This window comes from Agrobacterium sp. InxBP2 (assembly GCF_026191755.1).
In the GTDB taxonomy this organism is placed as follows: domain Bacteria; phylum Pseudomonadota; class Alphaproteobacteria; order Rhizobiales; family Rhizobiaceae; genus Agrobacterium; species Agrobacterium pusense.
Window position 1 is genome coordinate 118,714 of record NZ_JAINDY010000034.1, and the last position, 24,496, is coordinate 143,209.

The following is a 24,496-nucleotide window of genomic DNA, read 5'->3' on the forward strand; positions in this document are numbered from 1 at the left end:
GGAACCAGGATCAATGAGCTTCACCGTCGCCATAGTCGGGCGCCCCAATGTCGGCAAGTCCACGCTTTTCAACCGTCTCGTCGGAAAGAAGCTGGCGCTGGTGGATGATACGCCCGGCGTGACCCGCGACCGCCGGCCTGGCGAGGCAAAGCTCGTCGACCTGCGTTTCACCATCATCGATACCGCCGGTCTGGAGCAATCCGGGCCGGAAACGCTTCAGGGCCGCATGTGGGCCCAGACGGAAGCGGCGATCGACGATGCCGACGTTACACTCTTCGTCGTGGATGCAAAGGCAGGCCTGACGCCGGCCGACGAGACGCTGGCGGAAATGCTGCGCCGACGCGGCAAGCCGGTGGTGCTGGTGGCCAACAAGTCCGAAGCGCGCGGTTCCGACGCCGGTTTCTACGATGCCTTCACGCTCGGTCTTGGCGATCCTTGCCCGATCTCGGCCGAACACGGCCAGGGAATGATCGACCTGCGCGACGCCATTGTCGAGGCGATCGGCGAAGACGTCGCCTTCCCTCCGGAGGTGGACGAGGCGGAAACGGATATCGTTCTGCCACGCAGCGAGCCCGGCAGCGAGGACGAGGAAGACGAAGAGCCCGTCTATGACGAGACCAAGCCGCTGCGCGTCGCGATCATCGGCCGGCCGAATGCGGGCAAGTCGACGCTGATTAACCGTTTCCTCGGCGAAGATCGCCTTTTGACCGGCCCCGAAGCCGGTATCACCCGCGACAGTATTTCCGTCGAATGGGACTGGCGCGGCCGCACTATCAAGATGTTCGATACGGCTGGCATGCGCCGCAAGGCCAAGGTGACGGAGAAGCTGGAAAAGCTCTCGGTTGCGGATTCGCTGCGCTCCATCCGCTTCGCCGAAACCGTGGTCATCGTGTTCGACAGCACCATTCCGTTCGAAAAGCAGGATTTGCAGCTGGTCGATCTCGTCATTCGCGAAGGCCGCGCCGCCGTGCTCGCCTTCAACAAATGGGATCTCGTCGAAGACCCGCAGGCCTATCTCGCCGATCTGCGTGAAAAGACCGAGCGTCTGCTGCCGCAGGCGCGCGGCATTCGCGCCGTGCCGATTTCCGGACAGACGGGGTATGGTCTCGACCGGCTGATGCAGAATATCATCGATACCGACAAGGTCTGGAACCGCCGCATCTCCACCGCAAGGCTTAACCGCTGGCTCGACGCGCAGACCACGCAGCACCCGCCGCCGGCCGTCTCCGGCCGCCGCCTGAAGCTGAAATATATGACGCAGGTCAAGGCCCGCCCGCCCGCCTTCATGATTTCCTGCACGCGGCCGGAAGCCATTCCGGAGAGCTATACGCGTTATCTCGTCAATGGCCTGCGCAAGGATTTCGACATGCCGGGCGTGCCGATCCGCGTACATTATCGCGGCTCGGACAATCCGTTTGAGAGCAAGGCGAAGAAGAGACGTTGATTTTGGCGTGAGACGTCGCGGCAATTTTCTTCTCCCTGCCGGGGAGAAGATGGCCCGAAGGGTCAGATGAGGGGGCAAGCTCTCCGTATATCGCTGGCCTAGCCCCCTCATCCCGCTGCCGCGGACTTCTCCCCCTCGGGGAGAAGAAACAAGCGGCGGACGCTCATCCAACGCCTTGTTTTGAAGAGTAAAAATCATGCTGATCAAGCAGACCGACTATCGGCGGATCTACCGCGTCATCAACAGCCTGCTCCTCGCCCAGAATGCCGATCCCGCTTCGGCCTCGATGTATTTCAGCACTTTCGGCGCCTTCATCCTGCAGCAGCACTACAAGGTGAAAGCGGTGCCGAAGGGCGGGCTTGCGGCCTATAATCTTGGCGGAAAGGTGCTCCTGTTCGCGGATCATCGCGACGATGGTTACGTGACAGGTGCGGGCGAGAATTTCCACTGCTGGATCGAGGCCGATGGCTGGGCGATCGATGTCATGGCGCCGGCTTTTGCCGATAGCGCCCGGGGGCTGTCGGTGCCGGCAAAAATGTTCCAGCGGCCACTCTCCGCCATGGCGGCATCCATCAACGATCTCGGCCAATCCGGCAATTTCTTCTATCGTTCGGAGCCGGAAGCAACAGCCAAGCGCTTTGCCGAATGGCACAAACACGCGATGATCGGCGATATGGCAAGCGTCGCCGCCAACTGGTTCCGCAAGTCACCCAAGCAGATGGCCGCGTCGCTTTCGGTAACGGATCGGGACGGTAAGGCGCGGACCGTGCCACTGACGGGCGAATCTCTGGTCGGTGCCTGGTAGGCACCGGTTTATCGGACTAAAGGACGGCCAGCGTAATCTCGCGGCAGCCGCCTGACGTCAATCAGCAGCCCGACCCCGTTCTAAAGATAACGGCAGTCGCGTCCTGATCGCCTTGTGACATTCCCGATCGGTTTCGTCCACTATCCCTGAAGAAAATCTCTGGGATCGACTCATGCAAGTTGGGAGCGGGAGAGCAGCGGCAGCGATTTGCCAGCGGCATGAATGACATTGTCGAGGAATTGCCTGGATGCCTTTTCCCAGCTGTAGCTCCTGGAGAGCGTCAGCGCCGCCTGGGGCGAACAATGAAGGGCGGCAAGACAGGCATCGCGAAGATTGTCGTCCAGCGCTCCGGCCGCCGGGTTGCCGCCAAGGATGTCGATTGGTCCGGTAACGGGGAAGGCGGCCACGGGCACGCCGCTTGCCAGAGCTTCCAGAATGGTGTTGCCGAAGGTGTCTGTCTTGGACGGGAAAACGAAGACATCGGCCTGCGCATAGGCGTCGGCAAGATCCTCGCCGGTCTTGACGCCGGTGAAAAGGACGTCAGGGTATTTTTCCTGCAATTCATGGCGGGCGGGGCCGTCGCCGATGACGACCTTAGATCCCGGCAGGTCGAGATCGAGGAATTCCGGCAGGTTCTTCTCCACCGCTACACGTCCCACGGTCATGAAAATCGGTCTCGGCAGGTCAAAGGGCAGCTTTGCCTTCGGGCGGGGATGGAAGAGTTCGGCGTCGATGCCGCGGCTCCAGCGCTTGAGGTTGCGCACACCGCGCGCCTCCAGTTCTGTCTCAAGGCTTGGCGTCGCCACCATGCAGGTGTTGCCGCCATTGTGGAACCAGCGCACGAAGGCATAAAGCCAGCTTTCCGGCACGGGAAAGCGCGCCGCCACATATTCGGGAAAACGGGTGTGATAGCTGGTTGAAAAACGCATGCGGTTCTTTACGCACCAGCGCCGCGCCATGAAACCCAGCGGGCCTTCTGTGGCAATATGCACGAAGGAGGGCTGGCTTTTTTCGATCTCCGCCGCCACGCGGCGATAACCGGCGACCGAAAGGCGGATTTCCGGATAGGTGGGGCAGGGGATGCTGTAAAAACTCTGCGGCGTCACCATGCGCACGTCGACGCCGAGCCGCGCCAGTTCGGTATTGGTGTTCTCGATCGAGCGAACCACGCCGTTGACCTGCGGGTGCCAGGCATCTGTGACAATCGTGATTCTCGTCATGAACACCGATCCTGCTCATCTGCGCACGGGCGAATCCCCATTGCCCGGCTTCCGCCCGTATATGCGGCGCGCGTGTTACAGGATCATGTCAGGGTCTGTGACGGCTGCAAAACCTTGTTTGCTGGCCGGGCGTGGCGGCTATCCGACGAGAGGGAGCAATTCGGGGCTGATCAGCGCGCCGTGGTGGCCAATCACGGTTGCCGCCGCCCTAGCGGCAAAAGTGGCCGCTTCTTCCGGAGAGCTTCCGGTCACATAACGGGCGAGGAAGGCGCCGTTGAAACTGTCGCCGGCGCTCGTCGTGTCCACCACCTCAACGGCCTTCATCGCCGGGGCGTGGCTGCGGGTGCCGCCGAAATCGAGTGTTGCGCCCTTGGCGCCGTCCTTCACAACGATGTTTTCAACACCGAGCGAACGGTAACGGGCAATGGTCGCTTCCACGGAGGTATCGCCGAAATGGCTCGCCTCGTCATCGAAGCTTGGCATGACAAGCGTCGCGGCGCGGGCGCCATTGGAGATCGTCTCCAGCATGATGTCCTTGTCCGCCCAGAGGCGCGGGCGGATGTTGGGATCGAAGACCACGAGCTTGCCCGTCGCCCTAGCGCGGCGCAGTTCCGCAAGGAATGTATCGACATCATGGGCGGAGGCGAGGATGGCGAGCGTAATGCCGGAGAAATAGACCACGTCGGCGTTTTCGACCGTTTTGCGCAGGTGGTCCGCGTCCGCAGCGAGCTGTCTTGCCGCCGCGGCATTGCGCCAGTAGCTGAAGGTACGTTCGCCGTCTTTCAGGTTGATCAGGTAAAGACCGGGCGTGCCGCCCTTGATGCGGCGGATTTTTTCCGTGCCGATGCCGGCTTCCGCAATGAATGCCAGCATGTCTTCCGAAAGCGGATCGTCGCCGAGTGCGGTGAAATAATCGACGGACCACTCCTCCGGCAGGCAGGCGCGCGCATACCAGGCGGTATTGAAGGTGTCGCCGGCAAAACCCTTACGCAGCAGCCCGTTGCCGGCCTGCGACAGTTCCACCATACATTCGCCAATCGACAGAAATCGTCCGCCCACGCCGTCATCCTCCCGTTTTTTCCAGCCATGCGGCTTACGACGAGTGCGCGCTGCTGACAAGGTGGTTTTGGCCGTTTGTGCAGGTGCGAAGTTAAGGTTTACGCGGAGGCGGCGGCTTTATATTCTCTCCGTCAGACACGATCAGGAGATTGCCGATGACGTTATCCCATGCCCCGGTCCACAAACCCCAAGCGCAATCGGACTGGTGGAAGGGAGCGGTGATCTATCAGGTCTATCCGCGTTCGTTTCAGGACACGACAGGCGACGGCTATGGTGATCTCGCCGGCGTGACCAAGCGCTTGCCATACATCGCCTCGCTCGGTGTCGACGCAATCTGGCTTTCGCCCTTCTTCACCTCGCCCATGGCGGATATGGGCTATGACGTCTCGGATTATTGCAATGTCGATCCGCTGTTCGGCACGCTCACTGATTTCGATGCGCTGATGGCCGAGGCGCATCGTCTCGGCTTGAAGGTCATCATCGACCAGGTCATCTCGCACACGTCGGACCAGCATCCATGGTTCGTGGACAGCCGGGCGAGCCGGACGAACAGCAAGGCTGACTGGTATGTGTGGGCCAATCCCAAGCCGGACGGCACGGCACCGACGAACTGGCTTTCAGTTTTTGGCGGGCCGGCCTGGGAGTGGGATGGCGTGCGCAAGCAATATTACATGCACAGCTTCCTGACGTCGCAACCGGACCTGAACTTCCACAATCCCGAGGTTCAGGATGCGCTGCTGGAAACGGTACGCTTCTGGCTGGATCGCGGCGTGGACGGTTTCCGGCTCGATACCGTCAATCACTATTTCCACGACAAGCTCCTGCGTGACAACCCGCCGCTGTTCGACGAGGAAAGCTTCGGGCTCGACGCTTCCGACGTCAATCCCTACGGCATGCAGGACCATCTCTATGACAAGACCCGGCCGGAAAATATCGGATTCCTGAAGCGCTTCCGCGCACTGCTCGATGAGTATGAGGGCCGCGCCACCGTGGGTGAAGTGGGTGACGGCGCGCGGTCGTTGAAGACCGTTGCTGCTTACACATCCGGCAACGACAAGCTCAACATGTGCTACACCTTCGACCTTCTGGGGCCGGATTTCACCGCCAAACACATCCGCGGGTCGGTCGAGACTTTCGGCAAGGTGGTGACGGACGGGTGGGTCTGCTGGGCCTTTTCCAACCATGACGTGGTGCGCCATCTCAGCCGGTTTTCGGAAGGCGCCGAAGAACAGACGCGGGTTGCCAAGCTTGCCATCTGCGTTCTCGCCAGCCTGCGCGGGTCCATTTGCCTCTATCAGGGCGAGGAACTTGGCTTGACGGAGGCTGAGCTGGCTTTCGCTGATTTGCGTGACCCCTATGGCATCCGCTTCTGGCCAGCCTTCAAGGGGCGCGATGGATGCCGCACGCCGATGGTGTGGGAAACAGGCAAGCAGAATTCCGGCTTTTCAACCGCTGACAAACCGTGGCTGCCGGTGCCCTATGCGCATGCCATGCACGCTGCGGATGCGCAGGAACGCAGGCCGGACTCGATCCTGAACCATTACCGGGCGGTTCTGTCGTTCCGGAAAAGCCATGGCGCGCTGCGTGACGGGGACATGACGTTCCTGAAAACCAATCTCGACGTGCTGGCCTTCACGCGTCACAAGGGCGAGCATACGCTGCTTTTCGTTTTCAACCTGACGCGCAAGCCGGTGGAGTTTCCCATCCCCAGGGGCATGAACGTGACGACAATCCTGCCGATGCCGGGTTTCGAGCCGCTGTTTGATGGCGGCATCGTCAAGCTTGAGGGGCTGGACGTGTTTTGCGGGAGCATTGAATGAGCGGGACTTTCGACGTCCGAAATGCTGGCGACTATCCGGATGACTGGTGCCTTCTGCGACACCGTCTCTGGCCCGATACGGCGCCTGAAGACCATCGGGCTGAGTTGCAGGACGTTTGCGAAACCGGGGCTGGATTTATCGTTCACGATCTTGCCGGATCGGCCATTGGTTTTGCCGAGGTCAGCCTGCGGCGGGATTACGTCAACGGCTGCGATACGTCACCCGTGGCGTTTCTTGAGGGAATCTACGTGGAGGAGGCGTTTCGCAGGCAGGGCGTCGCCGCCCTTCTGGTGGAGCAGGTGACCCGATGGGCCATCGACCAAGGCGTCAGCGAACTTGCGTCCGATGCAGATATCGCCAATCTCAGCTCCCATCGCATGCATGCGGCCCTGGGATTTGAGGAAACGGAGCGCGTCGTTTATTTTCGCAGGTCGCTGATCCCGAGGCGATAAGCTGCCTGTGCTGATCCGCGAAGAGTCTCTGGCTGCGGGGCGGGTTGCCACCGCCGCATGTTACGTCATGGCTTTGTCTTAACGTCGTAACGAAGCTATTTAAGTATATTCATAATTTCGGATGTTTATATTATCGTTTTTCCTCCGAATAAATAATGGTTTCGCATTTATTTCGGCTGTACTGCAAGTCCTGGGCAAGCTTTCGGCGTCAAACATCGAGTCCTGCATATTTCCATCACCACTCGTTAGTGAAGCAGGAATTGTCATGTCCGTTTCAATCAAGAATTTCAATCAGCCCAACAGCGGTAATACTAGATCCTCAGGCGGCAAAGCCAAGGCTGCCCTTCCGTCCATCCGGGATGTATTTCCTGCCGGGAAATCGGCGGCCCGCACATCCTCATCGACGCCAGCGGCAAAAACCTCTTCGGCCGACTATATCGCGTCGCCCGCTTTCATGCGGAATCTGAAAGCGAAGCTCTCGTTGGCTGGCGACGATCCGGCGCAATATCTGCGCGCCCGGGCAATGGTAGGCGCTCTCGAGCGCGGGGCCCTGCAGGTTACCAATCCCACTCAGGGTAAAACGATCAATGCGTGGGATCCCAACCAGAAAAAAGCAACGCCGACCACAGCTACCGATACCGCCAAGACCAACTGGGTCGACTTCCTCAATACTCAACTGAAGCGCAGCGAAGACGGTGCGCTTTCCAAGGACGGAAACGGGAGTTATGTCGAAAAGGCGACGGGGAAAAATGCCTATTTCGGCAGGGTCGCGGGCAAATATTATTATGTCACCTGGCCTGCGGAGACGAAGGCATGAGGCCGCGCCAGCGGCCTCAAAAACGGAGGCGAAGCGTTCTTCGCTGCCGCTAGTCGCCAAGCCACCATCAGATCAGCGCAAACCGGTCCACATCCACCATGCCCATGTCGGAAATCTTGAGATGGGGGATGACGGGCAGGGGCAGGAAGGCGACCTGAAGGAAGGGTTCTTCCAGCGTGGTGCCCAGCGCATAGGCTGCTTTTCTCAGGGTGTGCAGCGTATCGCGAACGGTCTCGTAGGGTTCAAGGCTCATCAGCCCGGCGACGGGCAAAGCGATTTCGCCTGTCACCCTGCCGTCTTCCACCACGACAAAACCGCCCTTGATTTCGCCCAGCCGGTTAGCGGCCAGCGCCATGTCGTCTTCGCTCACCCCGACAACGCAGATATTATGGCTGTCATGACCGACGGTGGAGGCGATGGCGCCCTTTTTCAGGCCGAAACCTTGAACGAAACCATTGGCATGGTTGCCGTTCTTGCCGTGGCGTTCGATGACGGCGACCTTGATGATATCGTTTTCGAGATCGACGGTGGTTTGGTTGCCGTCCGTCGGCAGTCTGTAGCGACGGTGCTCGGTAATGATCTTGCCTGGAAGCACGCCCATGACAGGGCTTTCGCCTTCCGTGACCGGCACGCCAAAATGCGAGGCGAGCACGGGTCTTGCCTTGACGCTGTCGAGACCGACCGGTGCGACCGGTTTGCGCGTGGCAAAGAGCGCATCGTTGACGATCCGGCCGCCGGAAAGAACCATGCTGGCTTTGCAGCTTTGCAGACTGTCGATCACCACGAGATCGGCGCGCCAGCCCGGCGCGACCAGGCCGCGATCGCGCAGGCCAAAGGCTTTGGCGGCCGAAATAGAGGCGGCGCGATAGATGGCGAGCGGTTCCACGCCGCTGGCGATCGCGGTGCGGATCATGTAGTCGAGATGGCCCTGTTCGGCGATGTCGAGCGGGTTGCGGTCATCGGTGCAGAGCGCCAGATAGGGCGACAGCCGCTCGGTTATGATGGGCATCAGGGCATGCAGGTCTTTCGAGACCGAGCCTTCGCGCACCAGAATGTGCATGCCCTTGCGGATTTTCTCCAGCGCTTCCGTTGCACTCGTGCATTCATGCTCGGTGCGGATGCCGGCAGCGAGATAACCGTTCAGCGCTGTTCCGGAAAGAAGCGGTGCGTGCCCGTCGATATGCTGGCCCTGAAAAGCCTCCAGCTTCGCCATGCACACCGGGTCCTTGTGGATGACACCGGGGAAATTCATGAATTCAGCAAGGCCGATGACCTTCGGGTGGTTCCGGAACGGCAGCAGCTTTTCAATAGGCAGGTCGGCGCCAGCGGTTTCCAAGTGAGTGGCGGGCACGCAAGAGGAAAGCTGCACGCGGATGTCCATGATGGTTTCCATGGCGCTGTCGAGGAAGAACTGAAGCCCCTCCACCCCGAGCACATTGGCAATTTCATGAGGATCGCAAATGGCGGTGGTGACGCCATACGGCAAAACGCAGCGATCGAACTCATGCGGTGTCACCAGCGACGATTCGATATGGAGATGCGTATCGATGAAACCGGGGACGACGATTTTGCCGGAAATATCGATTTCCCGGTAACCCTCATAGCTTTCACCGGTTCCCACGATCGTATCGCCACAAATGGCGATATCCGAGGCAACGAGTTCTCCGGTGACGAGATCGAAGAAGCGGCCGTTCTTGAGAACCATGTCTGCCGGTTCACGGCCCGTACCCTGGTCGATGCGCTTTTCAAGTCTGGAATTCATGCGGCTTTCTTCGGCTCCTGATTTACGTCGTATGCGAGAATCTTCATTATTTACATTCGAGGGTTGTTTCTGGATCTATTCGAATTGATTCTTTGAGTTTTAAATATATCGAGAGTAAAAAATTTTCATATTTGTGGTATCTAATCTTCAAGGTTCAAGTTTAGGCGGGATTGGGAAGGCTTGACTTCACCTTTATAGTTCATCCGGTTGTACGCCGGCATTTTTACGAATTGCGGTTTTAGGTTATATTCCCGGGAAGGAAAATAAAAGCGTCTGATGCTCAAACGAATTTCCACCCAGCAACTGACACTTGGCATGTTTATCGAAGCGGTCGAAGGAACGCTTTCGAATCAGGGATTTTTAAAGCGGCACCGCTTTCTTTTGCGGCAGGAGGAATTGATGCGGCAACTGAAATCAAGCGGCGCTGAAAGCATCATCATCAACACGGCCAGGGGATACGATACCGAAGGCGGCAGGCGTTCGGCTGCGGTTTCGCTGGCGCCGGACAATTGCCCGGAAACCATTGCCGCCGTAACCCATGCGGTCCGATCAGCCGCAGGCACTATTTCCGAGACCTTTGCTTCCGCAGAAGCCGGCGGCCTTGTGTCGCTGAAGGGCATGGCGGCGGCGGCGGGCAAGATTTCCGATGCCGTACAGTCGAACCCGGCGATCTTCATCGGGGTCACCCGCCTGAAATCGAAAGATGAAACGACTTTCGTGCACTCGGTTTCCGTCAGCGGGCTGATGATCCTCTTCGGTAATTATCTCGGGCTCGACCGCGGAACGGTCGATCTGCTCGGCGTCAGTGGCCTGCTGCATGATATTGGCAAGGTGGAAATCCCCTCGTCCATTCTCAACAAGGCGGATGGGTTGAGCACCGACGAACGCAAAATCATCAATCTCCACCCGGCATTCGGGCGGGAAATATTGTCGCGAAACGAGCAGATGCCTGAGATGGTGCTTGATGTCTGCTTCAATCATCATGAGCGAATTGACGGCGGCGGTTATCCCAGCGGGCGTGCCGGCAGCGAGATCAGCCTTTACGCGCGTATCGCGGCCATCTGCGACGTTTACGACGCCGTGACTTCGGTCAGACCCTACAAGAAGCCATGGACGGCGAATGACGCGCTGACCTGGATGCTGCGTCGGGAGGGACATTTCGACCTGCAGCTGCTGAAGAAATTCGCGCTTTGTATTTCCGCTGCGCTGCCGAGGGTTTAGTTGCCGAGGATGATCGCCATGTTCAGGCTGTCGATATAGCGCCCGTCGATCAGAACGGCATCGCGGGCCCGGCCCTCATGCACGAAGCCGATTTTTTCGTACAGCGCTATCGCTCTGGCGTTGTCCGCATGCACGCTCAGCTCGACACGATGCAGCCCGCCTTGACGGGCGGAATCGAGCGCTCGCCGCATCAGCTGCGCGCCAAGTCCCTTGTCACGGTAGGCTGGTAGGATACCAATGCCGAGTGTGCCGCAATGGGCGCGGGTTGCTCTGTCCTGGCGCCGAATGTCGCACCAGCCCGCCACTTCGCCATCCGCAATCGCTACAAATTGCGGATGGTTGTTTTCGATCATGTCGAGAACGAAGGCGCGCACCGCATCGAGCGGCGGCGCCTCCAGGAAGCTCAGATATTTCCGCTCGCGCGATACCGCATCAAGGGCACGATGAAAGCTCTCAACGTGCTCCGCCCGTATTGGCTCGATGTTGGTGGTATCGGCGGCAGCCATCACGCGGCTTTCGTCTTCGCCTTGCGGGTGAGATGCACCACCACGTTCTCGATCATGCGCATGCCGGCGTCCTGGCCAAGCGTCATGATCGATTCCGGGTGGAACTGAACGGCAGCCACGGGTTCCTTGGCATGTTCGATGCCCATGATCGTGCCGTCCTCGCTTTCGGCCGTGATGATGAAATCACGCGGCAGGGTGGAGGGGTCGGCAAAGATCGAGTGGTAACGGCCAACGGTCACTTCCTTGCCGAGACCGGAGAAGACGAGGCCCGGTTCCAGCACGCGGATGCGCGAGGGTTTGCCATGCATCGGCACCGCAAGCTGGCGAAGCTCGCCGCCATAGGCTTCCGCCAGAGCCTGAAGGCCGAGGCAGACGCCGAAGACCGGCAATTCGCGGGCGCGGGCCGCCTTGATCGTCGCCTTGCAGTCGAAGTCCGTCGGGCTGCCCGGTCCGGGGGAAAGCACGACGAGATCGGGCTGGAAGCGATCGAATACGTCGGCTGCGACCGGCGATCTGACGGTGGAGACGGTCGCACCGGTCTGGCGGAAATAATTCGCCAGCGTGTGGACAAAGCTGTCTTCGTGATCGACAAGCAGGATCTTCACACCGGTACCGACCTTAGCCGCATCGCGCTTGGTGGAAGCGGCGTTGGTGGCTTTCGCGTCGCGAATGGCTGATATCATGGCGGATGCCTTGAGTTCGGTTTCGGCTTCTTCTTCCTGCGGATTGGAATCGTTAAGCAGGGTCGCACCCGCACGCACCTCGGCAATGCCGTCCTTGATCCGGATGGTGCGCAACGTAAGCCCGGTGTTCATATCGCCGTTGAAGCCGACCATGCCGATGGCGCCGCCATACCAGGCGCGCGGACTCTTTTCATGGCCTTCGATGAAGCGCATGGCCCAGAGCTTCGGTGCACCGGTGACGGTCACGGCCCAGGCGTGGCTGAGGAAGCCATCAAAGGCGTCCATATCGTCCCGAAGGCGGCCTTCAATGTGGTCCACCGTGTGGATGAGGCGCGAATACATCTCGATCTGGCGGCGGCCAATGACCTTGACCGAACCGGGTTCGCAGACGCGGCTCTTGTCGTTGCGGTCCACATCCGAACACATGGTCAGTTCGGACTCATCCTTCTTCGAGTTGAGCAGTTTCAGGATCTGCTCGCTATCGGCAATCGGATCATCGCCGCGCTTGATGGTGCCTGAGATCGGGCAGGTCTCGATGCGGCGGCCGGAGACGCGCACGAACATTTCCGGCGAAGCGCCGACCAGATATTCCTGATGGCCGAGATTGATGAAGAAGGAGTAGGGGGACGGGTTGATCGCCTTCAGGCGGCGCGAAATCGCCGACGGGTTGCTTTCGCAGCGTTCCATGAATTTCTGGCCGGGGACGACCTCGAACAGATCGCCGCGGCGGAAGCTTTCCTTGGCCTTCACGACAAGTTCGGAATATTCGCCGGGACGGTGATCGCCCTTGGGCGGGATCGTATCGGTTGTCTTGAAGGGATCGGGCGCGATGTCGGAGGACTTGCCGTCCGTCGTCACGCCGCCCTTTTCGAAATCGTAACGGTCGATCCAGGCCTTGGCGGAATAGTGATCAACGACCAGGATTTCATCGGGCAGGAACAATACCATGTCGCGCTGGTCTTCCGGGCGCGCCAGCGACAGCTTGATGGCGTCGAACTGGAAAGCGAGGTCGTAACCAAAGGCGCCGAACAGGCCGATTGCCGAATCCGCGTTCGAATAGAAGAGGTCGACTATGGCGCGCAGCGCAGTGAAGACGGTCGGGATTTTTGAGCGTTCTTCTTCGGTGAAGACGCGGTCCGGTTCGTTGACGGTAAGATCAAGACGACGCGTGGTGGAAGCGCCGAGCGTGAGATCGGGCGTCGCCTTCAGCTTTTCGGTGATGAAGGAAAGCAGTACTTCGCCGCGGCCATTATAGGCCTCAATCCACATCTTGCGGCCAAAACAGGAAATTCCGAGCGGCGGGTCGATGATGGCCGTGTCCCAGCGCGTATAGCGGCCGGGATATTCATAGTTGGATGAGAAAACCGCGCCGCGATGGGAATCGAGCTTTTCGACATAATTGTCGATGGCGTTGGCATAATCGGCAGGCCGGCGCTTTCGGCTGACCTTGATGCCGCCTTTCGTCTCGTAGGTTTCCGCTCCGTCATCCTGAATGATCGTTACCATTTCTTTCGCACTTCCCGTTGTTCAGGCCCGATGACAGGCGGCAAGATAACAAAAAAGCCGCCTGAAAATTCGGGCGGCTTGGACTTTGTCTGAAGACATGACTGGTCAAGGCCGCGTAAAGCTGCTCCACCACCAGTTAGCAATGTTCTTAGACACGATGTTCATGCGAAAATTGTTAGCGTGCACGATCCGCCTTGGCAAGCGGATTTCGGCAAGGGAATGAACCTAACGGGCCGCCGCGGCGTTGCACCCCTGCCGAAACGGTCAGGAGTGCCCCGTCAAATGCTTCATCGCCTGTGTCTTCTGGTAACCACCCTCGCACTGATTTCTGCCTCTGAACCGCCGGCGCAGGTGCCGGTGCCGCAGCCGAAACCGGGTGAGGGGCAGTCCTCCACCCCCTCGGAAAAGCCATCCGACGAGACGCCGCAAAGGCCGGCGGAAGCACCCAAACCCGTTCCCAAGCCGCAGCCCGAGGAGCAGCCCGAGGAGCAGCCGGTCGCGAAACCCGATGCTTCCGGAAACCAGCAATCCGATGGCGAAAAGACACCCGCAGACAAGGGTTCCGATGACGCCAAGAAGGAAGGCGAGGACAAGGATGGCGTGGAGCAGAAGAAACCGACTGTCGAAACGGCGAAACCTGACGAGAAGCCACCGGAGCCGGTGAAGCCGGAGGACCCGGCCGCACTCCAGGCATGTCTTGCCTCGTTGAAGGAGATTGGCGCCGAGTTCAAACCTCTTGAGCCCGTCCGCGACGAGGAACAGGGGTGCGGCATCGAATCGCCCGTCGAGCTATCGGTGGTTCTGCCTGGCATCAAGCTGGAGCCATCGGGGACCATGCGCTGCGAAACCGCGCTTGCCCTTTCACGCTGGACCAAGGAGATGATGGTGCCGGCGACGGCTCTCGCTTTCCCGGACAGAAAGGTGACGACGATCGCCAACGCTTCGACCTACATTTGCCGCAACCGCAACAGCGCGGAAAACGGCAAGATTTCCGAACATGCCAAGGGCAATGCCGTGGATATTTCCACCATTTCCTTCGATAAGGGCGAGCCGCTGGTGATGAAGCCGCGCGGTGAGGACGGGACGCCGGAGGGTGCTTTTCAGCGCACGATTACCGCTGCCGCCTGCCTGTTTTTCCGCACGGTCCTTTCGCCCGGCAGCGACGCAACCCATCAGGATCACCTGCATCTCGACGTGCTGGAGCGAAAAGGCGGCTATCTCTATTGCCGCTGACAAAAAGGGGCGACCCGAAAGGCCGCCCGACTGGAGTTGATGCTTCCGCCCCGGATTTAGAACTTCTGGGTCAGGGAGATTTTGAAGGTGCGGCCTGCTTCCGTGTAGAAATCGACCGGCTGATTGACCGTGCTGACCGAATTCGGGTTCACGTCGCGGACGCCGACGGCATTCCAGTATTTCCTGTCGAACAGGTTGTAGATGCCGGCCTGGATGCGCAGGCCTTTGGTCTGCTCGGGTTCCCACCAACCGGTCAGGTTGAAGACGCCGTAACCGGGGGCGTCGAAAGTGTTGGCCACCCTGTCGTCACGCATGCCGGCGGAAAAAACGCCCGTCAGTTCCGTGCCCCAGACATCCTGCGCATAACCCACGCCGAGGACGGACTTGAACGGTGCCACCGTGCGGATGAACTCGTTGGTGTCGGTGTCCTTGCCATAGGCGTAGGCGAGCGAAGCGTGGGCGAAGAAGCCGTTTGCCAGATCCTTGCGGACCTTGGCCTCCACACCGGAGATTTCGACGTTGTTGCGGTTGCGATAGGTAAAGAGCGATCCGTTGCCCCTGCCGCCGAAGCCGGGGAAGAGCGTTGTCGAGGTCGTATATTGTTCGATGAAGTTCTTGTACTTGTTGTGGAACAGCGTCAGGCTTCCCGTCAGGTCGCCTGAGGCGTAGTTCGCACCGATCTCGAAACCGTTGCTGGTCTCGGGATTGAGGGCGGAGTTGCCGACAACAGCGTAACCGGAGCTGACGTTGGAGAAGTTCAGATACAGTTCGTTGATCGTGGGGGCACGATAGGCCATCGACCATTGTGCGAAAAGCTGTAGTTCGGGCGTGACGTCATAGGTGGCAAGAAGCTTCGGCGAGAAGCGCGAGCCGCTATTGCCGCTCGGTAGGCCGAATGTTCGGTAGCCGCTGTTGCTGGAAACCGAGCCATCGGGATCGTAATCGTAGGAATCGAAGCGCAGGCCGGGGGTCAGTCGGAAGCCGTTGCCGAAGGCGATTTCGTCATCGAGATAGAGGCCGAGGCTCTTGCCGCTCACGTCAGGCATGTCCGATTGCGACGATGAGGTCGAACCGGCCGTATTGGCGAAAAGCTCCTGGCTGAAATCTGTGGTCATGGCGTTGCCGCCGAAACGGACTGTGTGCTGCACGCCGCCAAGCTCGAACCCGGATTCCAGGCCGCCGACGATACCGAAGGCGCTGTTGCGCATGCTGTCTTCGCGAATATAGAGGGAATTATTGGTCAGCCGGTCGCCGGCGCCGGATTCCTTGGAGAGGCGCGTCCAGTAGAGCGACAGATTGGCGGCATCGATCACGCTGTCAGTCGAGGGCGCCTCGTATTCATAATCAAGCGAGACGCGGTCGCGCTCAGTGTCCTCGTAACCGCGGTAATCGCCGATGCGATAGGTCGAGCCCGATACGCTGACACCCTGAAGGGTTTTCATGTCGCTGCGGTCTCTCAGCGAATACCGTTCGGCAGTAAGTCCTATGCGGTGGCCACCTTCCAGATCCTGGCGGATCTTGAACATCAGGTTGCTTTCATAGGTGTTGGCGGGGTTGGGCTTGGTGCGACGCGTGCCGTAGATGTCGGCCGTACCCTTGTTGTCCGTTTCATTGCCGCGTTTGTAGGAGCCCTGGAACAGGACCGAGGTGTTCTCGATCTTCCTGGCGACGGCGAGCGATCCGCCCACGCTCCTGTCCTCGCTGTCATAGGTGGTCTTGGCGACACCGCCCCAGTCCCTGCCTTCACCGATCAGGTCCTCCGGTTCGAGCGTGCGCAGTACCAGAGCGCCGCCAAGGGCACCGGAGCCGATGCGGCTGGAATCGGCGCCACGCACCACATCAACGGTCGAAAGCGATGAGAAATCAAAGCTCGAATTCGTATTGCTCAATGTGGTGGTGGCCTGACCCTGCCGGGCGAAGTTTTCGAAGAAGGGAACGGGAATATTGTCGATCAAGGTGACGACGCGTGCGCCACCGAGGCCGCGAATGAACAGGCCGCCGGGCCGGCCGGGTTTGGCGTCGACGTAATCGACACCCGGTTCCGTGCTGTTGCCGAGGTCCTTGATGCTGCCGATGTCCTTCTTGCGGATGTCTTCCGCAGTCGTCTGGCTCGCCAGCGGCGTATCGGCGACGGCATTGGCGCTTTTGACGCGCTTGCCCTTGACGACGATTTTTTCGAGCGTGGTGGTGCCGTCCGCCTGCGCCGCGGCATCCTGCGCCCGCACGGGGCCGGCGAGCGGCAGAAGAGAGATGGCAGTGCACAGAAGCAGCGCGGAATGCGTGCGCGAAATGGACATTAAATACCCCCAGGTAGGCGCGCGAATAGGCCACGGCGTGCGAAAGCACGCCGCGTTTGCCGTCGCGGCTGAAACTGTTTTGATTGTTACGGGCGAGCCGGTAAGCGAGGACTAAAAAACATGATTATAACTGTCAACATTATTATATATGACTTTTAGCATCATGTTTTAAAGCGGGGCGCTATGTTGCAAAAATATTACGTTTGCGGGCCGTGGCCAAAAAAGATGGGTAGGGACGAAAACGCCACGATGCGGTCAAAGTGCCGACATTGATGCTTGCTACGATCTTCGCGGCCAGTTTACATGGCGAAAGAAAGCATACCCGAAAATAACAGTTTAATAATCGGATACGGAAATGAAGTCTCTTGAACTGCTCGTCGAGCGGATCATTCTCTCCAGCCGCTGGCTGCTGGTCGTTTTTTATCTCGGCCTGGTCGCGGCACTGGCTGTCTACGCCTTTTCTTTCGCGCTCAAGTTTCTGAAAGTTGCGAAGAACGTTTTTACCTACGACGAAGCCGACATGATCCTCGCCATGCTGGGCCTGATCGATGCTGCACTCGTCGCCAGCCTGATCGTCATGGTGATGATTTCCGGTTACGAGAACTTTGTCAGCCGTTTCGACGATGCCGATGCAGAGGTTTCGTTTCTGGGCAAGCTTGATGCCGGAAGCCTGAAAATCAAGGTCGCGTCGTCAATCGTGGCCATTTCGTCCATTCACCTGCTGCAAATCTTTCTCAATGCCAATCAGTACTCGGACAGCAAGCTGATGTGGTTCACGATCATCCATCTGGCTTTTGTCGCCTCGGCGGTCATGCTTGGTTTCCTGGAGAAACTGATGGCCAAGCCGAAGGACAAGGCCGAAAAGCCGGTGCTTTAGCAGGGTAATCCAGACGATATGAAGGTCGCAACCCCGTCATGGCCACGCATTTTTTCGCTCCTGGCGTCAAGACCCGGCGCGGAGAAGGGGCGTGAATGGTGAAGACGGAGCGTCAGGCGAGGCTATGCGATGATCTGTCGGCTGCTGCCGACAAGTCCCAATGGCTGGAGGCGCTGCAGGAAGTGATGCACGCTTTCGGTTACGCCTATGTGACCCTGCTGCTCCTGCCCGGCGGCCAAAATGCCTATGGTTTGCCGACGGTCATTGAAAGCAGCCTGCCAATCTGGGTCGTGAATGCGATGACCAGCGACGGTGCGCTCGGGGATTGTCCCGTCATCAGGCGCGGCGCATCATCGATGATGCCGCAATATTGGTCGTTGCAGGACCCGGACATTGCGTGTGAAACGCTTCAGGATGCCGTATCCTCCGTGCGCAGCATGGGCATTACTTCGGGTCTCATGGTCCCGGTACACGGCATGAACGGCAATCGGTATCTGATGAATTTCGCAGGCGATCGCGATACCCTGCAACAGGCCGCGCTGAACGAGCTGGGCATGATCGCGCTACATGCGCTGGAGGTCTATGACCGGCTTTGCCGCACCGGCTCCAGAGGGCCTTCACCGCTGACGAAGCGGGAACTCGACGTGGTGCGCTGGACGGCGCAGGGGAAGACCTCGGTGGAGATTGCCGAGCTTCTGTCCATCTCGGAACATACCGTCAACACCTATATGAACAACGCCATCCGCAAGCTCGACTGCGTGAACCGCACCCAGCTGGTGGCCAAGACCATACGCCTTGGCCTGATCGTCTGATCGGTCCCGCCCTTCGGGGAAACCTGCGCCTTATCGGTCGAGAACCGAGCGAAGCTCGACGAGATTGGAGCGAACCCGCAGAACGTAAAATCCCATGGTGGCCAGGTGCGACGGCATGATCCAGCCGCTCTCCTCACCATTGGAGATGATCGCCGGCTGGATGCGCAAGGCTGCGCGGGTCTGCAGGAGCGTGTCGTTCCACAGGTTGGTGAGGTTGCGTTCGCGGATGACCTGCGCGAAGTCGGATCCGGCTGCGGAAAGTACGCCATAATAACCGTAGAGCTGGCCATAGGCGAACCAGAAACGGTCGTCGGCGCGGGTATCGAACCAACCGCCATTATAGTTTTCCGAACGCTCACGCAGGATGGCCGATGTCGAGCCGATATCGCCGGCAATGCGGTCGATGAACTGGATCAGGTTGTCGGCGCGGGTGTCGAAGACGGCCTTGCAGGCGACGAGCTCGCCATTGAAGGCCTGGAAGCTGCGGATCGCGGCGCGGTAATAGCTGGGAGTCGGCGTCTTCGGGCCGAAAGGATCGAGACCGAAATACCAGGAATATTCGCTGAACTGCATATTGCCACGCGCTTCCTGGAGGTTGTTGTTGATGCCCGATGTCCCGCGCACGCGCCCGAGCGTATCCACCAGCTCCACCGAGGTGCGGCGCACGGCCTGGTTCACGCCGCGCTGGAATGAGGCCTTGTTGTCGAGAAACGGTGTGCTATCCCAGTCCAAGCCGAAGAGACCGAGGCGATAGAGCAGCATGGAGGAAATCCACGCATTCTGGTTGACGTTGAAATCGGTGAGATCGGCGGCAGCGTCAACGATGGCCGAGCGCTGGCACACCGGTGCGGATGTGTTGGCGGCTGCACCGGTTGCGCCAGCGGGCGACGTCGGGGAGGCGGCCGGCAGTTCCTGTCCGGGCGGCACGGTCCGTTCAGCAAGCTTGTAACGGGAAATGTAATCCGGATCGAAATTGCTCCAGACCTGCGTTTGCCAGACGAAATATCCGTAGAAGCCGGCAAGCAGGATGAGAACCAGAGCGATCGGGCCCTTGATGAGCCAGTTGCGGCCGCTGTACCAGCCATGGGCGGCCATGAAGGGCCATAAAAGCCAGGCGACGAGAAGACCGGCGGCCCTGCCGATGGCACTGAAGGCTGCCTGAATCGTGGCGGTGATCCGGTCTATCATGTCGTCATAGTCTCCTCTGCCCGTGGGGCTGGATGCCGGAATAAAACCGCCATCCGGTGGGGCGCCCTTCGGCGCCTGGTCGGACTCCGGTCATTTACTGTCCTGCAGATATGTCCCGGTCAACCGGGATACAACATGATTGCGAAACTTTTCTCAACCTGCGGTCCGCGCCCGCCACCATCGCTCTCCATACGGACTGCGACGTAATGGCCGCCGCGGAGCCGGAGGGCAAGCAGTCAGAGGCCGAGCCTGGCGATCTCCTCATTCAGCCGGTCGCGTGCCTTTTTCGGCAGTTTGCCGCTCTTGACGGCATCGAGGTTGGCCGGCACGGCGTCGCCCACGACAACGAGCGCGACCATGCCCATGCCGAGATGCGGCGTGCATTTGACGACGTAGGCGCCTTCCTTCTCGACCGTCAGCTTCACCGCCTCGTTCATCTTGCCCTTGAACTCGGAAACCCCCTCGGGGATCATATCCTTCACGGCTGCCGCGTCATGGCCCTTGTCCACCGGAATGAAGGTGATGACGTCACCTACGGCAGCCTTGACGGTTGCGGGCTCGAAGACCATCGCCTGACCATCGCTGCCCTTGTTGAGCATCTTCACTTCGATTTCGGCAGACAGGGCGGGGAAGGCAAAAATTCCAGCAATGACGAGGCTGGCAAATCCGGCAATTTTGTTCTGCATAATTTTGCTCCTGAGAGAAAGCACATCCAAGCGGATGTCCCCGCCTTTCTAGCGCAGGAGCCGGGCGGTCATCTTTGCGAAAAATCAAATGCGGCAACCGGACGCAGCCGTTCAGCCGCCGTTGAACGTCTCCACCCAGTGGCGGCGGCAGAAGGAAACATATTTTTCGTTGCCGCCTACCTCAATCTGCGCGCCTTCCGTGACGACATTTCCTTCATTGTCGAAGCGGGCCACCATCGTCGCCTTGCGGCCGCAATGGCAGATGGTGCGGATTTCGCGAAGCTCGTCGGCAATCGCAAGCAGTTCTTTCGAGGCAGGGAAGAGCTTGCCCTGGAAATCCGTGCGCAGACCATAGGTCATGACCGGGATGTCCAGCCGGTCGACAATCTCGGCAAGCTGCCAGACATGGTGTTCTGAGAGGAAATTGGCCTCGTCGACGAAAACGCAGGCGACGGGCGCCTGTACATGCAAGGCCGATACTTCAGCGAACAAATCGGTATTTTCATCGAAGGTCAGGGCGTCGGAGGACAGACCAATGCGCGAGGCGACACGGCCGACGCCGGCGCGGTCGTCAAACGCGGCCGTGAAGATCAGCGTGCGCATGCCGCGCTCCTGATAATTATAGGACGCCTGAAGCAGCATGGTCGATTTGCCGGCATTCATCGTCGAATAATTGAAATAGAGTTTTGCCATTATCCACTCCCGGAGCGCCTTCGCGCCTTTCGGGCGCCTCGCAACCTCACGAAACGGCGCGCCGGATTTCACCAGGCGATCACAAAGCCCGGTCCGATGCCGCATCAGGCGTCTTTTGACGAGGAAGATTTGGATTGAAAAGTGCGCAGGCGCGAAAAACACAGATTTCTGCGGTCCGCTCTTTCCCATTTGCAGGTTCGAATCCCGACGCTTTTGCCGTTTTTGTCGCAAACGGGCGGGCCAAAGCACGCAAATGCACGCGAGTTGATTGTGGCCGGAAGATATTGATAATGGCAAGGGAACGAAAAAAAGGGAGCAAACAATGTTTGCAAATAGACGTCGCTGTCTGGTTCTGGCCGCAGCAATCTCCTCCATGACGTTCAGCGCGGCCGGTGCCGCCGAACCGGCAAGTTGCGGCACGGTGCGGTTTTCCGATGTGGGCTGGACCGACATCACTGCCACAACGGCCACCGCCACGGTGCTACTGAAAAGCCTAGGCTATGAAACTGACGTCAAGCTTCTCTCTGTTCCCGTTACCTATACATCCCTAAAAAACAAAGACATCGATGTCTTCCTCGGCAACTGGATGCCGACCATGGAAGGGGATATCGCGCCTTACCGCGAAGACAAATCGGTCGAAACGCTGCGAGAAAACCTGACCGGCGCCAAGTATACGCTGGCGACCAACGCCAAGGGTGCCGAACTCGGCATCAAGGATTTCAAGGACATCGCCACGCACAGCGACGCGCTTGGCGGCAAGATTTACGGCATCGAGCCCGGTAATGACGGCAACCGCCTGATCCTCGACATGGTGGCCAAGGATACATTCGGATTGAAGGCGTTCGAAGTCGTCGAATCCTCCGAGCAGGGGATGCTGTCGCAGGTCGCCCGCGCGGAAAAATCCGGCGAGCCGATCGTTTTCCTCGGCTGGGAACCGCATCCGATGAATGCGAATTTCAAGCTCACCTACCTGACGGGCGGCGATGAGGTCTTCGGTCCCAACTTCGGTGGTGCGACGATCTACACCAATGTTCGCAAGGGTTATGTCGAGGAATGCCCCAATGTCGGCGCCTTCCTCAAGAACCTGCAATTTTCCCTGCCCATGGAAAACGAGATCATGGGCAAAATCCTGAATGACGGGCTTGAGGGCGAAGCTGCCGCCACCGCATGGCTGAAGGCCAATCCGGCTGCGGTCGAGCCCTGGCTCGCCAACGTCAAGACCAAGGATGGCAGCGCCGACGCCCTGCCCGCCGTCAAGAAGGCGCTTGGCCTTTAAAACGCAAGACTGTGCATGACTGTATCCGGCCTCTGCGACAGGCTGGATGCAGCGGGAAATATCGATGCCCATGCATGACCTTGCCCGCGCATTTTCAACGCATTGCAGGTCATGCGCCAGCACCGCGTCCGGCCGCCGTCTGCCGGTCGTTGTTTCTGCATTTGTTTAAGAAAGGTCTTTTCTTACCGTGGAATGGCTCAGCGCTCCTGAAAACCGCCTGCCCGTCGGCCGATATGCCAAGGAGGCCATCGACTGGCTGACCGGCAATCTCGCTTTTTTCTTCGATTGGCTTTCCTTCATTTTCCAAAGCGTCATCAACGCCCTGCTTTATGTGCTCCAGGCGCCGCATCCGCTGGTCATCGTGGCGATTGTCACGGCGCTTTCGGCCTGGACGCGACGCTCGATCGGCATGCCCGTCTTCACCGCACTCGGCCTGCTGCTCATCATCAATCTCGGCTATTGGAAAGCGACGACGGAGACGCTGGCGCTGGTCATCGCCGCCAGCGCCGTGTGCATGATCATCGGCATACCGCTTGGCATATTGGCGGCGAGGCGCAAATGGATCTATGCCGGCATGCGCCCGGTGCTGGACCTGATGCAGACCATCCCCACCTTCGTTTATCTCATTCCGGCGCTGGTGCTGTTCGGCCTTGGCATGGTTCCGGGGCTGATCGCCACCGTCATCTTCGCCATTCCGGCTCCGGTGCGGCTCACACGCCTCGGCATTGTCTCCACGCCGCCGGCGCTGGTCGAGGCGGCCGTCGCCTTCGGAGCAACGCCGTCGCAGGTGCTGCGCAAGGTGGAGCTGCCCTTTGCCGCGCCGCAGATCATGGCCGGTCTTACCCAGACGATCATGCTGTCGTTGTCGATGGTGGTCATTTCTGCGCTTGTCGGCGCCAATGGTTTGGGCGTGCCTGTCGTGCGCGCCTTGAACACCGTCAATATCGCCATGGGCTTCGAGGCGGGATTGTGTATCGTCATACTGGCGATCGTTCTTGACCGGCTTTTCCGCCTTCCCGGTACGGAGGATGATCTATGAGTGACGCCATCATCTTCGGAAATGTCGATATCGTCTTTGGCGATCGGCCCGATGCCGCGCTGCCGATGATCGACAGAGGCAGTACGCGCGACGAGATCAATGCCGAGACCGGCCTGGTGCTCGGTGTCGCCAATGCATCGCTGTCGGTGAGCGAAGGCGAGATACTCGTGCTTATGGGGCTTTCCGGCTCGGGCAAGTCGACGCTGCTCAGGGCCGTCAACGGGCTTGCGCCCGTGGTACGTGGCAATGTGGGGGTGAAGACCAAGACCGGCTTTGTCGATCCCTATCGCTCAACGGCCAAATCGCTCCGCGACCTGCGCATGCATACGGTTTCCATGGTGTTCCAGCAATTCGGTCTTCTGCCGTGGCGTAACGTGGCCGACAATGTCGGTTTCGGGCTAGAGCTTTCCGGCGTACCGGAAGCGGAGCGCAAACGCATGGTGGCCGAGCAGCTCGAACTGGTCAATCTTTCCGCCTGGGCCGACCGCAAGGTGGGAGAGCTTTCCGGCGGCATGCAGCAACGTGTGGGACTGGCGAGAGCGTTTGCCACCGGCGCGCCGATCCTGCTGATGGACGAACCATTCTCGGCGCTCGACCCCCTTATCAGAAGCCGCCTGCAGGATGAGCTTCTCGAATTCCAGAGCCGGCTGAAGAAAACGATTCTCTTTGTCAGCCACGATCTGGATGAGGCTTTCCGCATCGGCAATCGTATCGCCATGATGGAAGGCGGACGCATCATCCAGTGCGGGACGCCGCAGCAGATCGTCAAGCAACCGGCCACGCAATATGTCGCGGATTTCGTGCAGAATATGAACCCGATCTCCATGCTGACTGCTGCGGATGTGATGAAGCGGGGCGTAGATGAACGCAACGGCCAGATGACCGTTGCGGCCACCGCCCGCCCGTCATCCCCCCTGATTGACATTCTCGATGCGCTGGCCAAACATTCCGGCGCAATCGGTGTCGTCGACAATGGCGCAATCGTCGGCACGATTTCCGCTGACGAAGTCGTGGCAGGGCTGACCCGTCATCGCAAAAAATAACTGGCTTTTGCCAGGAAACAAAAGGGACCTCCCTCACCGGGTGGTCCCTTTTGTTTT

21 protein-coding genes are annotated in these 24,496 nt (G+C 59.4%); 12 read left to right on the top strand and 9 right to left on the bottom strand.

Annotated features, from left to right (window positions below; all coding sequences use genetic code 11):
- The first annotated feature begins 13 nt into the window (after nt 1–13).
- On the top strand, nt 14–1,444 hold the full coding sequence (gene der / locus K7A42_RS22410) for a ribosome biogenesis GTPase Der (RefSeq protein WP_004443070.1): 1,431 nt from the start codon (nt 14–16) through the stop codon (nt 1,442–1,444).
- Nucleotides 1,445–1,640: 196 nt separating this feature from the next.
- Nucleotides 1,641–2,249: a DUF2026 family protein gene (locus tag K7A42_RS22415; protein ID WP_282455908.1), complete on the top strand. Its 609-nt coding sequence runs from the start codon at nt 1,641–1,643 to the stop codon at nt 2,247–2,249.
- A 170-nt stretch (nt 2,250–2,419) separates the two neighbouring features.
- Here K7A42_RS22415 and K7A42_RS22420 read toward each other — a convergent pair whose 3' ends face one another.
- Entirely contained in the window at nt 2,420–3,469 is a 1,050-nt protein-coding gene (locus K7A42_RS22420; protein WP_022556737.1) for a bifunctional monoglucosyl/glucuronosyl diacylglycerol synthase, read from the bottom strand.
- Nucleotides 3,470–3,607: 138 nt separating this feature from the next.
- Entirely contained in the window at nt 3,608–4,528 is a 921-nt protein-coding gene (locus K7A42_RS22425) for a sugar kinase (protein ID WP_282455909.1), read from the bottom strand.
- A gap of 155 nt (nt 4,529–4,683) precedes the next feature.
- Here K7A42_RS22425 and K7A42_RS22430 point away from each other — a divergent pair, with 155 nt between their 5' ends.
- From K7A42_RS22430 to K7A42_RS22440, 3 genes are all read left to right on the top strand, one after another.
- The gene (locus tag K7A42_RS22430) at nt 4,684–6,348 is read left to right on the top strand and encodes an alpha-glucosidase family protein (protein WP_282455910.1); all 1,665 of its coding nucleotides are present in this window, start codon (nt 4,684–4,686) and stop codon (nt 6,346–6,348) included.
- Nucleotides 6,345–6,800: an aminoglycoside 6'-N-acetyltransferase gene (gene aac(6'), locus K7A42_RS22435; RefSeq protein WP_282455911.1), complete on the top strand. Its 456-nt coding sequence runs from the start codon at nt 6,345–6,347 to the stop codon at nt 6,798–6,800. Before K7A42_RS22430 ends, aac(6') begins: the two co-directional genes overlap by 4 nt.
- A 265-nt stretch (nt 6,801–7,065) precedes the next feature.
- The gene (locus K7A42_RS22440) at nt 7,066–7,617 is read left to right on the top strand and encodes a hypothetical protein (RefSeq protein WP_282455912.1); all 552 of its coding nucleotides are present in this window, start codon (nt 7,066–7,068) and stop codon (nt 7,615–7,617) included.
- Nucleotides 7,618–7,684: 67 nt separating this feature from the next.
- On the opposite strand, the gene ade is transcribed toward K7A42_RS22440, so the two are convergent.
- Nucleotides 7,685–9,379: an adenine deaminase gene (gene ade, locus K7A42_RS22445; RefSeq protein ID WP_282455913.1), complete on the bottom strand. Its 1,695-nt coding sequence runs from the start codon at nt 9,377–9,379 to the stop codon at nt 7,685–7,687.
- A 276-nt stretch (nt 9,380–9,655) separates the two neighbouring features.
- On the opposite strand from ade, the gene K7A42_RS22450 reads away from it, so the two are divergent.
- Nucleotides 9,656–10,600 (top strand): HD-GYP domain-containing protein, encoded by a 945-nt coding sequence (locus K7A42_RS22450; RefSeq protein ID WP_282455914.1) that lies wholly within the window; start codon nt 9,656–9,658, stop codon nt 10,598–10,600.
- Here K7A42_RS22450 and K7A42_RS22455 read toward each other — a convergent pair.
- Together K7A42_RS22455 and K7A42_RS22460 are read right to left on the bottom strand one after the other, a co-directional pair.
- Complete coding sequence (locus K7A42_RS22455; RefSeq protein ID WP_282455915.1) at nt 10,597–11,106, bottom strand: GNAT family N-acetyltransferase; 510 nt, start codon at nt 11,104–11,106, stop codon at nt 10,597–10,599. The two genes, K7A42_RS22450 and K7A42_RS22455, sit on opposite strands and share 4 nt — an antisense overlap.
- Nucleotides 11,106–13,295 carry an anthranilate synthase gene (locus K7A42_RS22460; RefSeq protein WP_022556731.1) on the bottom strand — a complete coding sequence of 730 codons (2,190 nt, stop codon included), beginning with the start codon at nt 13,293–13,295 and terminating at the stop codon, nt 11,106–11,108. The genes K7A42_RS22455 and K7A42_RS22460 overlap by 1 nt, the downstream gene beginning before the upstream one ends.
- Nucleotides 13,296–13,577: 282 nt before the next feature.
- On the opposite strand from K7A42_RS22460, the gene K7A42_RS22465 reads away from it, so the two are divergent.
- Entirely contained in the window at nt 13,578–14,528 is a 951-nt protein-coding gene (locus K7A42_RS22465) for an extensin family protein (protein WP_282455916.1), read from the top strand.
- Nucleotides 14,529–14,584: 56 nt separating this feature from the next.
- On the opposite strand, the gene K7A42_RS22470 is transcribed toward K7A42_RS22465, so the two are convergent.
- A complete protein-coding gene (locus K7A42_RS22470; protein WP_282455917.1) occupies nt 14,585–16,825 on the bottom strand; it encodes a TonB-dependent hemoglobin/transferrin/lactoferrin family receptor in 2,241 nt (746 codons plus the stop codon).
- Nucleotides 16,826–17,180: 355 nt separating this feature from the next.
- Between K7A42_RS22470 and K7A42_RS22475 the strand changes: the two genes are divergently transcribed.
- Both K7A42_RS22475 and K7A42_RS22480 read left to right on the top strand, forming a co-directional pair.
- The gene (locus K7A42_RS22475) at nt 17,181–17,702 is read left to right on the top strand and encodes a TIGR00645 family protein (RefSeq protein ID WP_004443046.1); all 522 of its coding nucleotides are present in this window, start codon (nt 17,181–17,183) and stop codon (nt 17,700–17,702) included.
- A 95-nt stretch (nt 17,703–17,797) separates the two neighbouring features.
- A complete protein-coding gene (locus K7A42_RS22480; protein ID WP_282455918.1) occupies nt 17,798–18,514 on the top strand; it encodes a helix-turn-helix transcriptional regulator in 717 nt (238 codons plus the stop codon).
- A 30-nt stretch (nt 18,515–18,544) separates the two neighbouring features.
- Here the strand turns inward: K7A42_RS22480 and K7A42_RS22485 are convergent, their stop codons facing one another.
- The 3 genes from K7A42_RS22485 to K7A42_RS22495 form a co-directional block, all read right to left on the bottom strand.
- On the bottom strand, nt 18,545–19,702 hold the full coding sequence (locus tag K7A42_RS22485; protein ID WP_282455919.1) for a DUF2333 family protein: 1,158 nt from the start codon (nt 19,700–19,702) through the stop codon (nt 18,545–18,547).
- A gap of 236 nt (nt 19,703–19,938) precedes the next feature.
- Nucleotides 19,939–20,388, bottom strand: a complete 450-nt coding sequence (locus K7A42_RS22490; protein ID WP_072494710.1) for a pseudoazurin — start codon at nt 20,386–20,388, stop codon at nt 19,939–19,941.
- 111 nt (nt 20,389–20,499) lie between these two features.
- A complete protein-coding gene (locus K7A42_RS22495) occupies nt 20,500–21,081 on the bottom strand; it encodes a thymidine kinase (RefSeq protein ID WP_004443038.1) in 582 nt (193 codons plus the stop codon).
- A gap of 373 nt (nt 21,082–21,454) precedes the next feature.
- On the opposite strand from K7A42_RS22495, the gene K7A42_RS22500 reads away from it, so the two are divergent.
- The 3 genes from K7A42_RS22500 to choV all read left to right on the top strand — a co-directional run bounded on the left by K7A42_RS22500 (nt 21,455) and on the right by choV (nt 24,439).
- Nucleotides 21,455–22,357: a choline ABC transporter substrate-binding protein gene (locus K7A42_RS22500; protein ID WP_373887382.1), complete on the top strand. Its 903-nt coding sequence runs from the start codon at nt 21,455–21,457 to the stop codon at nt 22,355–22,357.
- A 187-nt stretch (nt 22,358–22,544) separates the two neighbouring features.
- Nucleotides 22,545–23,396, top strand: coding sequence for a choline ABC transporter permease subunit (choW, locus tag K7A42_RS22505; RefSeq protein ID WP_004443035.1), 852 nt, complete (start codon nt 22,545–22,547; stop codon nt 23,394–23,396).
- Nucleotides 23,393–24,439, top strand: coding sequence for a choline ABC transporter ATP-binding protein (gene choV / locus K7A42_RS22510; protein WP_004443032.1), 1,047 nt, complete (start codon nt 23,393–23,395; stop codon nt 24,437–24,439). Before choW ends, choV begins: the two co-directional genes overlap by 4 nt.
- Nucleotides 24,440–24,496: the final 57 nt, after the last annotated feature.

Bases quoted from the DNA above. Each gene is read 5' to 3' on its own strand.
- der (WP_004443070.1), top strand. From the start codon at position 14: ATGAGCTTCACCGTCGCCATAGTCGGGCGCCCCAATGTCGGCAAGTCC.
- K7A42_RS22415 (WP_282455908.1), top strand. From the start codon at position 1,641: ATGCTGATCAAGCAGACCGACTATCGGCGGATCTACCGCGTCATCAAC.
- K7A42_RS22420 (WP_022556737.1), bottom strand. From the start codon at position 3,469: ATGACGAGAATCACGATTGTCACAGATGCCTGGCACCCGCAGGTCAAC.
- K7A42_RS22430 (WP_282455910.1), top strand. From the start codon at position 4,684: ATGACGTTATCCCATGCCCCGGTCCACAAACCCCAAGCGCAATCGGAC.
- K7A42_RS22440 (WP_282455912.1), top strand. From the start codon at position 7,066: ATGTCCGTTTCAATCAAGAATTTCAATCAGCCCAACAGCGGTAATACT.
- ade (WP_282455913.1), bottom strand. From the start codon at position 9,379: ATGAATTCCAGACTTGAAAAGCGCATCGACCAGGGTACGGGCCGTGAA.
- K7A42_RS22450 (WP_282455914.1), top strand. From the start codon at position 9,656: ATGCTCAAACGAATTTCCACCCAGCAACTGACACTTGGCATGTTTATC.
- K7A42_RS22455 (WP_282455915.1), bottom strand. From the start codon at position 11,106: ATGGCTGCCGCCGATACCACCAACATCGAGCCAATACGGGCGGAGCAC.
- K7A42_RS22460 (WP_022556731.1), bottom strand. From the start codon at position 13,295: ATGGTAACGATCATTCAGGATGACGGAGCGGAAACCTACGAGACGAAA.
- K7A42_RS22465 (WP_282455916.1), top strand. From the start codon at position 13,578: ATGCTTCATCGCCTGTGTCTTCTGGTAACCACCCTCGCACTGATTTCT.
- K7A42_RS22470 (WP_282455917.1), bottom strand. From the start codon at position 16,825: ATGTCCATTTCGCGCACGCATTCCGCGCTGCTTCTGTGCACTGCCATC.
- K7A42_RS22475 (WP_004443046.1), top strand. From the start codon at position 17,181: ATGAAGTCTCTTGAACTGCTCGTCGAGCGGATCATTCTCTCCAGCCGC.
- K7A42_RS22480 (WP_282455918.1), top strand. From the start codon at position 17,798: ATGGTGAAGACGGAGCGTCAGGCGAGGCTATGCGATGATCTGTCGGCT.
- K7A42_RS22485 (WP_282455919.1), bottom strand. From the start codon at position 19,702: ATGATAGACCGGATCACCGCCACGATTCAGGCAGCCTTCAGTGCCATC.
- K7A42_RS22490 (WP_072494710.1), bottom strand. From the start codon at position 20,388: ATGCAGAACAAAATTGCCGGATTTGCCAGCCTCGTCATTGCTGGAATT.
- K7A42_RS22495 (WP_004443038.1), bottom strand. From the start codon at position 21,081: ATGGCAAAACTCTATTTCAATTATTCGACGATGAATGCCGGCAAATCG.
- K7A42_RS22500 (WP_373887382.1), top strand. From the start codon at position 21,455: ATGACGTTCAGCGCGGCCGGTGCCGCCGAACCGGCAAGTTGCGGCACG.
- choV (WP_004443032.1), top strand. From the start codon at position 23,393: ATGAGTGACGCCATCATCTTCGGAAATGTCGATATCGTCTTTGGCGAT.